Origin of the sequence: Providencia sneebia DSM 19967 (assembly GCF_000314895.2) — a bacterium.
Taxonomy (GTDB): Bacteria; Pseudomonadota; Gammaproteobacteria; order Enterobacterales; family Enterobacteriaceae; genus Providencia; species Providencia sneebia.
This window is the reverse complement of the sequence record NZ_CM001773.1, coordinates 3,847,562-3,856,882: the sequence shown is the minus strand read 5'-3', so window position 1 is coordinate 3,856,882 and position 9,321 is coordinate 3,847,562. Positions and strand designations below refer to the sequence as shown.

Here is a 9,321-nt window from a genome sequence, read left to right as displayed (position 1 = left end):
TTACCCGTTTCCTTTGTCATGCCAAACCCGTGTTCGAGATGAAAGCCGTCGYGATCATACTAAGCATMTGYTWCGCCTCAGACGCCATGACCAAATTACGGGYAGCCAAGTGCCTGAAATCATCTTACTCAATAGCCATGATGGTTCGAGTAGCTATCAAATGTTACCCGGCTTTTTTCGCTATGTTTGTCAAAATGGGCTGGTTTGTGGCGATACCTTTGGAGAGGTCAGAGTTCCACACAAAGGTAATGTCGTCGATAAAGTGATTGAAGGGGCTTACGAAGTGTTAGGTACGTTTGATGCTATCGCTGAAAAACGTGAGCAAATGCAGTCCTTACAATTACCGCCACCAGCACAACAGATCTTCGCCCAAGCCGCTCTCATGTATCGTTATGGCGAAGAACATCAACCGATCACCGAAGCGCAAGTATTACAACCACGCCGTGTAGAAGATAAGAAGGACGATCTTTGGACGGTGTACCAACGTTTGCAAGAAAATTTAATTAAAGGGGGATTATCAGGCAGAAATGCGAAAGGTAAACGCGCTCGTACTCGTTCAGTGAACGGTATTGATGGGGATATTAAATTGAATAAGGCGCTGTGGGTGATGACTGAAAAGATGTATGAGTATATTAACAAATGAAGCTCCATTGAATGCTTAGGGTGGGTATAATGTGGGTAGAGACTAAGGCTCTACCCTATATTAACGCCGTCCTAAAGACTCTAATGCCCATATCATTTTTAAATAAAATAATAAAATAATAAAATAATAAAATGATCACAGCTGAAACGAGTATACTCCAATTGAATAATGTATCTCTTAGTGGGCCATCGATATCGTCTCGTCCTTCTACTAAACCTTCTATACCCTCGTAAATACCATTAGCGCCATGTGCAATTAAAGGAGCTCCGATAATACAGCCAAGCCCTGTTCCACATAATGCACCACCAGCCCACACCATGCCTGCACCACCAAAAATTGAAAGACCATTAGTTAACCAGTTTAGTGATTGTTCCAGTAAGCTTTTCTCTTCCTGCTTTAACTCGGCAGAACCTTGTTCATAACTTTTTTGGCCAGATTCAACTTGATCAACAATAAGATAAGCAAAAGCTTCTACTTGACTTTGGAATGCATTCTTTATGTCTGGATAATAGAGGTGTTTTTCACAAAGCTCATCAGCACAATCAATTAGGTGTTGCGCATCAATTTTAATTTTGTTGCTGTTATTGGCAATAATAGGAGGAGCATAATGATTACTTGGTTGGCTAATTGTTTGCTGAATAGGAGCCTGGGTAGCTACAGGGTTATATGCGCGAGACATCGGTTCATCTTCTTTGCTGTAGCAATCAGTGATCGAGTTTATCAGTCTTGCTTTGCATGGACAGGAGCTAAAGCTATCCAGTGTTCCCGCCATCATTCTGCCATTACCCCATACATTGCTAACGCCACCAAGTATGTTGTATGTCCCAGAATGCTTTCCACAGGTAACTAGATCGCCCTGACGTGCAGCCGATCTTCCATGAAATATAAAAGTATTATCACCCGTCAGAATCTGACTACCGCAAGTTGTTTTATCACCAACACGTAAAAAATAGCCTATAGCCATGTCTGTCCTTAAACGTAATTGCACTTAAGTTAAATGTTGTTGTTGAGCAGTGTTAAGGCATTGACAAGTTATTTTTAACAATTACTAAGGATTACAATAGATAAGAGATAGGGTGTTAGTATTTTAATAATGTCCAACAAGAAGGATAAAATGGTATTATGGCAGAAGCTTATATAAGAGAGGGAGTGATGCTAATTAATTTAGTTTTCAAACCCCAAACTACTGAGTATACATTTAAGTATACAAAAAATTATCTGTAAATTTATACTGAATAAAAGCAATGCATTATCTGTAAAGTACGAGTCCGGCCTTCGCACCATAAGAACATCAAGAGACGTCAACCGACGTCTTTTTTTGTATCTGAAATCCAGTGTTTGTAAGGCTTTCCCCACGTTTCCAGTCAATGCATGTCAATCTAACTCAACCCACATCAACCTCCGAGTGAATATATCCGGGTAGCCCGTTTACGGGCAGTAAGTAACTCATAGAAACAAATGTCAGAGCCGTTATATGCGCCTGTTAGGGCGCGGCAGGCAATAAAGCCTTATAGGCGCATATTAAAAACCTCCGGCTATGCCGGAGGATATTTATTACAGTTATCGGTTAGGTTTCCACTTTTCGTTCAAATAAACCTGTCAGGTTTAACCATGTTTTACATATAAACCGTATCAGCGAAAGTCTGAGCTAATACAAAAATGTTACCCTCGATCGAGATTGTTGTGGATAGCCTGAGTTTCTTCTTCCAGACTTACACCGAAATAAACCATAGAGGTATCATATCGTTTGTATTTGGCTTCACTAGATTTGCTCAAATTAAAAATAATGTGTTATTTAATACAGTAGTTTTGTGTGGTCAACATATGTCGTTAGCAACAAAAGCATGCTGCTAACTAATAATGTGACAAATAGCTTAGGTTGGTTTTTAAGCCTCACTCTCAATTGTTTTTGAGGGTATTGATTCATTCTCTTTACTCGATAATGTATTTCCTCGCAGGAGTAAAAACATTCCCACACCTAAAGGTAAAAGAAGAAGCATTGATTCATCGGCAATTGATTTTTCATAAATTAATGTATCTAGCGAGATAGCGACTAATGGAAAAATTAAAAAAACCATTGAAGCTTGAAAAGGTGTCGCTTTTTTCTGTAGTAAAAAATAACTCATAATTCCAAATACGCCAGCAAATGCACCTAAATAAATAACGGCATATAATGAATTAACTGACACCAACGTGATATTCGGATGTTCTAACCACCATCCTGCAGCCGTAAGTAGTAATCCGGCACCTAAACACGGTAAAGCATTAAAGGTAAGCACAGAAATAGAACTGCATATCTTTTTCGTTTTAGTATATAGAAAGGCATGCAATATAACGGCACTTAATAGTGCTATAATTCCTATGCTTTCCCCATTTAAGCTGTCAATTGACTCATTAATTAAGATTAAAGTTAATGCCAAGAGCGTCACAATTAACCCTGTAACTTGATAAAGATTGACTGATTCTTTGAGTAATATTATTGATGCGACTAAGACGGCAACAGGCATAATAGAAAAAATGATAGCAGCCAAGCTCGCGCTTACATAAAGCTCACCATATATCATTAAAGAAAATGGAATTGCAAAATAGAATAAACAAATTATCAGTTGAAAAATACGTTGGCCCTGTGGGAATAATATTGGTTTTTTAAAAGAAATTAATAAGATAAATAAGAATGGTGATGCGGAAAGGAAACGTAATCCTGTCGCAAATAAAGGAGGAATACTCTCTCCTGCAATTTTCATCGCTAACCATGTTGTTCCCCATGTAAATGTCACAACGGCAAAAAGCAGAATCACAATAATTCGTTGCATAAAACCACCATATCAATATTAAGAACCTTATTATAAGGAATAATGAGAATAAAAATTTATCTTATTCATTAATCAAAATCACAAATTTAGAAAATTCTTCTACTCAATATAGGTTTATATGGTGTTATTTTTCTCAAAATAGCAATATAAGAGTAATAATTAAGTCTTTAATATTATGTATGCCATCACTATGTCATTAGAATTAAGTCGCGGTATAAATTGACATGCCCTTATTCATCTTGGAAGAATTAGAAAAGAAGGATAAATATTTTTTGAAAAATGGTAGACGCTGAATTACACCTTCCTTATGGGATATTCATGGCTTTGCATCTATTTTGTATCTTGCAAACCGTACAATGACTTGTTGTTAATCTTTTATCTTCATCATAATGAGCCAGTCAATTAAGCCGTTTAATGCACTCTTAAAAATTACAGGTATAATCGGATAAATGACTTAATTAATGCAGATAGAAAAATGGCGAAACTTACTTTACAAGAACAGATGTTAAAAGCCGGCCTTGTGACCAGCAAAAAGATGGCAAAAGTACAAAGAACGGCTAAAAAATCACGTGTTCAGGCGCGTGAGGCGAGAGAAGCGGTTGAAGAGAATAAGAAAGCGCAACTTGAGCGTGATAAACAACTTAATGAGCAGCAAAAGCAGGTCGCTTTATCGAAAGAATATAAAGCTCAGGTAAAACAGTTAATTGAGATGAATCGAATTATTCCAACAAAAGGGGATATTGATTTTAATTTCACTGACAGCAACGTCATTAAAAATATTATTGTTGATAAATTGACACAATCTCAGCTCATAAGTGGTCGTCTTGCGATTGCTCGTCTTATTGTAGATAGCAATGGCAAAATTGAATATGCCATTATTCCTGCAAGTGTCGCGGATAAAATCATGCAAAGAGATGCTGAGAGCATTTTATTAAATAATGCACTTAGCCAAGAAGAGCAAGATGAAGATGACCCGTATGCAGATTTTAAAATTCCAGATGATTTAATGTGGTAATTATCTGTTATCAAAATGGGCTTTCACATTGTGCATTAATTGGTGTGCCGCTTATAGGATGAATAAAATGTAATTCGCTGGCATGTAACATCAGCCGAGGTATTTTTTCAGTTCCTGATAATAAGCGGCCACCATATAAATCACAGCCTAAAATAGGATGACCCAAGTATTGGCAGTGAATGCGAAGTTGATGCGTACGTCCCGTTTCTGGTGTGAGTCTAACCCGCGTTAGAGGAAGAGAAGAGCCATCTTCTAACCTTTGGTAAAAACGTTCAAGAACGTGATAATGAGAACGGGCGGGTTTACCTGTGATAGCATTAATTGACATTAGTGGAAATAGGGCAGGATCTTTAGTAATTGGTGCATCAATAATCCCTTCATCATTATGAAGGTGCCCACAAAGTAGGGCATGATAAACTTTTGTTACCGCACGTTGGCTAAATTGCTGGCAAAGTGCAGCATTAATTATTTTATTGCGAGCAATGACCATCAAACCAGAAGTACCAAAATCTAGGCGATGAACTAGAGTGCAATTTGGGAAAATTTTGATTAATCGATGATGTACAGAATCTAAATTTTGTGGATTTTTTCCTGAAAGACTCAGTAATCCAGAAGGCTTATTGATAAGAATTAAATGCTCATCTTGATAGATATATTTAATTTCGTCATGGCAAGGTGGCGCAATAAAATCATCAATAATCTTAGACATTAGCTTATCCAGTAAAGAGCGGATAAGGATAATAGCGAATTTTAATGTGATTGGCGAATGACATCTAAATACGATTATCTATAGATTGTGACAGTTTATAGTCTAGACTATAAACTAAAGGCATAGTTTGTATCAGTATTGTGCTTTATACTGTGTATTGTGCGTGTTAAAAATTAAGTAGACGATAAAGTAGGCAATAATGGCAATGAATGGAACAATCACGAAGTGGTTTGACGATAAAGGTTTTGGATTTATTAAAGATGAAAACGGTGATAACCGTTATTTTCATATAGTTAAAGTTGCCAATCCTGATTTAATTAAGAAAGACGCAAATGTCACTTTTGAACCAACAACGAATACAAAAGGTTTATCTGCCTATGCGGTTAAAGTGATCCCTGATAGCAAATATCTTTATATCGCAGGTGAGCGTATTAAGATCACCGCAATAAAATCTTATCGTGTTTATAGCGAAGAAGTACCTGCCCAAACGCATATTAATAAAGAAAATACAATATTATCTGTCGGTATGCTAATGAATAGTCTTAAATCAGGATCAGCGAATAACCCTAATCAAACCCGTACGTTAAAAAAGATTGAAATCACGACACTACACGGAAAAAAACTCACTTTTACTGATGATGAAGTAGATATCGATGCCACAGTAAAACTGATTAAGTTTTAATATCTCCGATATTAATCTTGTATGCTAAAACCTTGAGGCAATATATGAATAATGAAATCTCACTGAAATATTACGATATTGTTGACGAGTACGAAGCAGAAACTCAAATATCTGTTGATGAATCAGAACGTACCCCTTTAGCGCATTATTTTCAATTGTTACTAACACGTTTAATGAATAACGAAGAAATCAGCGAAGAAGCGCAAACAGAGATGGCGAAAGAAGCAAAAATTGATGAAAAACATATTGATGAAATTGCGACATTCTTAAATCAATGGGGCAATGAGTAATATTTTCGAATAAGCACATTTAGGAATGAGCACATTAAATAGTGTGTGCTCATTTTTCTTTCTGTTATCTCAAGTTAGGTAATATTTGATAATGGAAACTGAATTATTATCAATAACTTCTTAGAATATAAAGGTATTTAAAGCATTTATAATAGATAAGTTTTATATCTAAGGTAAGTTATAATAGGGGATATGAGATCCCCTACCAATGACTTATTTATCTCCAGCTAATGCCCGCGGAAATAATAAATTATTCTCTAGATTAATATGGTTCATTAAGTCATCAATAAATTCATTGATGCCATTATAAAGTACTCGCCATGTTGTACAGGCTTCAGGTGGTGGTGTGACGTTTTGAGTAATGGATTTTATCACTTCGACAATTTCACCTGCATCATCATGCTCATGTTCCATAACACTAATTGGAGCGCCAGCTTGGCTGCCTAATCCATTTTTTATCATAGGAAAAAGCACTCTTTCTTCTTTCATCATATGGCTGGTCAATTCATCTAATATAAGTGTTAGTTGATGAGTTAATCCTTTGGGAACAGAAGGTTTAGCTTCATGGACACGCTCAACTTTTTCGGCTTGCAGAATAAGTTCAGGCAATTGTGATCTGTGTTTATCATGATAACGGACAATAATAAAATCAATAATTTCACTAAGCGGAGCTTGTCGCCAATCTTTTTCTAATGGTTTTTCTGAAAGCGCGATTAATTTATTTTCAATTTCATTAATATCTAATCCGGCTTTTTCTGCTGATTTACTTAATGACCTTTTACCACCACAGCAATAATCTAAATTATATTGACGAAATATGGCGCTGGCACCTGAAATAGATAAAGCCAGTTGTCCTAAAGATTGGTCGCGTAAACTCATATTTTCACCTGTTTATTTTGAAAAATATTATGCGCAAAGAGCGCGTAATAAAGCAAAAGATTCTGTGTTACATTGATATAATCAAGAAACGTGCCAGTTTTTATTTTATTGTTTTATAATGATTTTTATTTTTAATAGAAATTTTTATTGTTAAAATGACTATCTTTGTTGGGTTAAAATGACCATAATAGTAGTCATAATGACTATGAGGTATTTTATGGGCTTTTCTGTTGATGTGTTGGCTAAAATTGCGATTGAATTACAAAAAGATGTTGGTCATCAAGATAGATTCCAGCGTTTAGTGACAAGGCTTCGTCAAGTATTTCATTGTGATGCCGCTGCTTTGCTCCGCTATGAGCCTCATCAGTTTATTCCATTAGCAATAGATGGTTTAGCGCGTGATGTGCTAGGACGCCGTTTTTTACTTGAGGGGCATCCTCGCCTTGAAACGATTGCAAGAGCGGGTGATATTGTGCGCTTTCCTGCCGATAGTGATTTACCAGACCCCTATGATGGGCTTATTCCTGATAGAGAACATTTGAAAGTTCATGCCTGTATAGGATTACCACTTTTTTCAGGTCAGGATTTAATTGGTACATTGACACTTGATGGTATGGATCCTCATCAATTCGATACATTCAGTGATGAAGAGCTGCGCTTAATTGCGGCATTAACAGCCGGAGCATTAAATAACGCATTATTGATTGAACAACTTGAAAATCAAAATATGTTATTTACGCCAAGTAATTCTTTTAAGCCAACCGTCAAAACTGAAATTATTGGTTTATCCCCTGTCATGATGCAACTAAAAAAAGAGATAGCAATTGTTGCACTCGCTGATATGAATATTTTGGTCAGTGGAGAAACAGGAACAGGGAAAGAACTTGTTGTGAAAGCCATTCATGAAATGTCTAATCGTGCAGATAATCCGTTAGTTTATTTAAATTGTGCGGCTCTTCCTGAGAGCGTTGCAGAAAGTGAATTGTTTGGGCATGTTAAAGGCGCTTTTACTGGCGCGATTAGCCACCGTAGTGGTAAGTTTGAAATGGCAGATAATGGCACGCTATTTTTGGATGAAATAGGGGAATTATCATTATCACTTCAAGCAAAACTACTGCGTGTATTACAATATGGTGATATTCAACGCATTGGTGATGATCGTAATTTACGTGTGAATGTTCGTGTTTTAGCAGCAACAAATCGTGATTTACGAGAAGAAGTATTAGCGGGTAATTTTCGTGCAGATTTATTTCATCGTTTAAGTATTTTTCCTTTACATGTACCTTCATTACGTGAAAGAGGTGAAGATATTTTACTTTTAGTTGGGTATTTTTGTGAGCAATATCGCCAACGTTTTAATCTTGCTCAAGTGATCATTAGTCCTGAATTACGTCTTTATTTATTACATTATTCATGGCCGGGTAATGTAAGGGAATTAGAGCATGCAATCCATAGAGCGATTATATTAGCCAGAGCGGATAATAAAACAGAAAGTCTGATCTTAAAAATTAATCATTTTGCATTGAGTTCAGAAGTATCTGTTATAACTACATCTGAAAATTCATCGGCCAAAGAGAAAAATTTAAAAATGGCTGTAGATGAATTTCAGCGTGATTTAATTAAACAATCATTACTAAGAAATAATCAAAATTGGGCTGCTACAGCAAGAGAATTATCACTTGATCCTGCTAACTTACGGCGTTTAACCAAGCGATTAGGATTAAGTTAATGATTTATTTAAACTTGATTAATAAAAATATTAAATATTTTGGATAATCTAAATAAAGTTATTTTTCCATTAACTAAAGCACTTCTCATATTGCCCAAAAAATTCCCACCAGATCCAAGTAAGTATGATGAGGTTGCAAATTACTCTAAGCGGTAATTTTATATACTCTTTTTTGATAATATTTTTTATTATTATGATCGATAAAGGAACAACTATAAGTAAAATGGTAATAATTGCCTGTATTTTTCTAGCTCAGTAAGGATAAATGATCGTTTCACACAGTGGGGTGTTAGCAATAACATCATAATTGTATGAGTTTGATGAAGTTACATTGATAATAAATGAAAATACGAATAAATTGATAATAACTATAATTAGTTCTTTTCCCGATTTTTTAATGTTATTTAATTGATTATCAATGAATTGTATCCTTTTTCTTAATAGAATAACAATAAAGTATTAAGTATCAACTCTATTCACTATTCTGAGTTATTTTATCGTTATCAAGTATATCTTAGAAAGAATTAATCAAGTATGAGAGGTATTTAGATAGGAAAAAGA

The 9,321-nt window shown here is 35.5% G+C and carries 9 protein-coding genes; 5 read left to right on the top strand and 4 right to left on the bottom strand.

Annotation, left to right across the window (positions count from 1 at the left end; all coding sequences use genetic code 11):
* Positions 1-643: DUF932 domain-containing protein (locus OO7_RS15965; protein ID WP_008916974.1), on the top strand; the 643-nt coding region annotated here is incomplete at its 5' end.
* Positions 644-698: 55 nt separating this feature from the next.
* Here OO7_RS15965 and OO7_RS15960 read toward each other — a convergent pair.
* Positions 699-1,607 carry a PAAR domain-containing protein gene (locus tag OO7_RS15960; RefSeq protein ID WP_008916973.1) on the bottom strand — a complete coding sequence of 303 codons (909 nt, stop codon included), beginning with the start codon at positions 1,605-1,607 and terminating at the stop codon, positions 699-701.
* Positions 1,608-2,529: 922 nt separating this feature from the next.
* Positions 2,530-3,456: a DMT family transporter gene (locus OO7_RS15955; protein WP_008916972.1), complete on the bottom strand. Its 927-nt coding sequence runs from the start codon at positions 3,454-3,456 to the stop codon at positions 2,530-2,532.
* A gap of 475 nt (positions 3,457-3,931) precedes the next feature.
* Here OO7_RS15955 and OO7_RS15950 point away from each other — a divergent pair, with 475 nt between their 5' ends.
* Positions 3,932-4,471, top strand: a complete 540-nt coding sequence (locus tag OO7_RS15950) for a DUF2058 domain-containing protein (protein WP_008916971.1) — start codon at positions 3,932-3,934, stop codon at positions 4,469-4,471.
* Between the two features lie 10 nt (positions 4,472-4,481).
* On the opposite strand, the gene OO7_RS15945 is transcribed toward OO7_RS15950, so the two are convergent.
* Positions 4,482-5,180 (bottom strand): RluA family pseudouridine synthase, encoded by a 699-nt coding sequence (locus OO7_RS15945; RefSeq protein WP_008916970.1) that lies wholly within the window; start codon positions 5,178-5,180, stop codon positions 4,482-4,484.
* A gap of 199 nt (positions 5,181-5,379) precedes the next feature.
* Here OO7_RS15945 and OO7_RS15940 point away from each other — a divergent pair, with 199 nt between their 5' ends.
* Positions 5,380-5,862: a cold-shock protein gene (locus OO7_RS15940; protein WP_008916969.1), complete on the top strand. Its 483-nt coding sequence runs from the start codon at positions 5,380-5,382 to the stop codon at positions 5,860-5,862.
* Between the two features lie 44 nt (positions 5,863-5,906).
* Positions 5,907-6,152 carry a DUF2543 family protein gene (locus OO7_RS15935; protein WP_008916968.1) on the top strand — a complete coding sequence of 82 codons (246 nt, stop codon included), beginning with the start codon at positions 5,907-5,909 and terminating at the stop codon, positions 6,150-6,152.
* Positions 6,153-6,365: 213 nt separating this feature from the next.
* On the opposite strand, the gene ytfE is transcribed toward OO7_RS15935, so the two are convergent.
* The gene (ytfE, locus tag OO7_RS15930) at positions 6,366-7,031 is read right to left on the bottom strand and encodes an iron-sulfur cluster repair protein YtfE (protein ID WP_008916967.1); all 666 of its coding nucleotides are present in this window, start codon (positions 7,029-7,031) and stop codon (positions 6,366-6,368) included.
* A 217-nt stretch (positions 7,032-7,248) separates the two neighbouring features.
* Between ytfE and norR the strand changes: the two genes are divergently transcribed.
* Positions 7,249-8,760, top strand: a complete 1,512-nt coding sequence (gene norR, locus OO7_RS15925) for a nitric oxide reductase transcriptional regulator NorR (RefSeq protein WP_008916966.1) — start codon at positions 7,249-7,251, stop codon at positions 8,758-8,760.
* Positions 8,761-9,321 lie beyond the last annotated feature (561 nt).

Excerpts from the sequence above, each read along its gene's own strand:
- OO7_RS15935 (WP_008916968.1), top strand. The coding sequence starts at position 5,907 with ATGAATAATGAAATCTCACTGAAATATTACGATATTGTTGACGAGTAC.
- OO7_RS15945 (WP_008916970.1), bottom strand. The coding sequence starts at position 5,180 with ATGTCTAAGATTATTGATGATTTTATTGCGCCACCTTGCCATGACGAA.
- OO7_RS15960 (WP_008916973.1), bottom strand. The coding sequence starts at position 1,607 with ATGGCTATAGGCTATTTTTTACGTGTTGGTGATAAAACAACTTGCGGT.
- ytfE (WP_008916967.1), bottom strand. The coding sequence starts at position 7,031 with ATGAGTTTACGCGACCAATCTTTAGGACAACTGGCTTTATCTATTTCA.
- norR (WP_008916966.1), top strand. The coding sequence starts at position 7,249 with ATGGGCTTTTCTGTTGATGTGTTGGCTAAAATTGCGATTGAATTACAA.
- OO7_RS15940 (WP_008916969.1), top strand. The coding sequence starts at position 5,380 with ATGGCAATGAATGGAACAATCACGAAGTGGTTTGACGATAAAGGTTTT.
- OO7_RS15950 (WP_008916971.1), top strand. The coding sequence starts at position 3,932 with ATGGCGAAACTTACTTTACAAGAACAGATGTTAAAAGCCGGCCTTGTG.
- OO7_RS15955 (WP_008916972.1), bottom strand. The coding sequence starts at position 3,456 with ATGCAACGAATTATTGTGATTCTGCTTTTTGCCGTTGTGACATTTACA.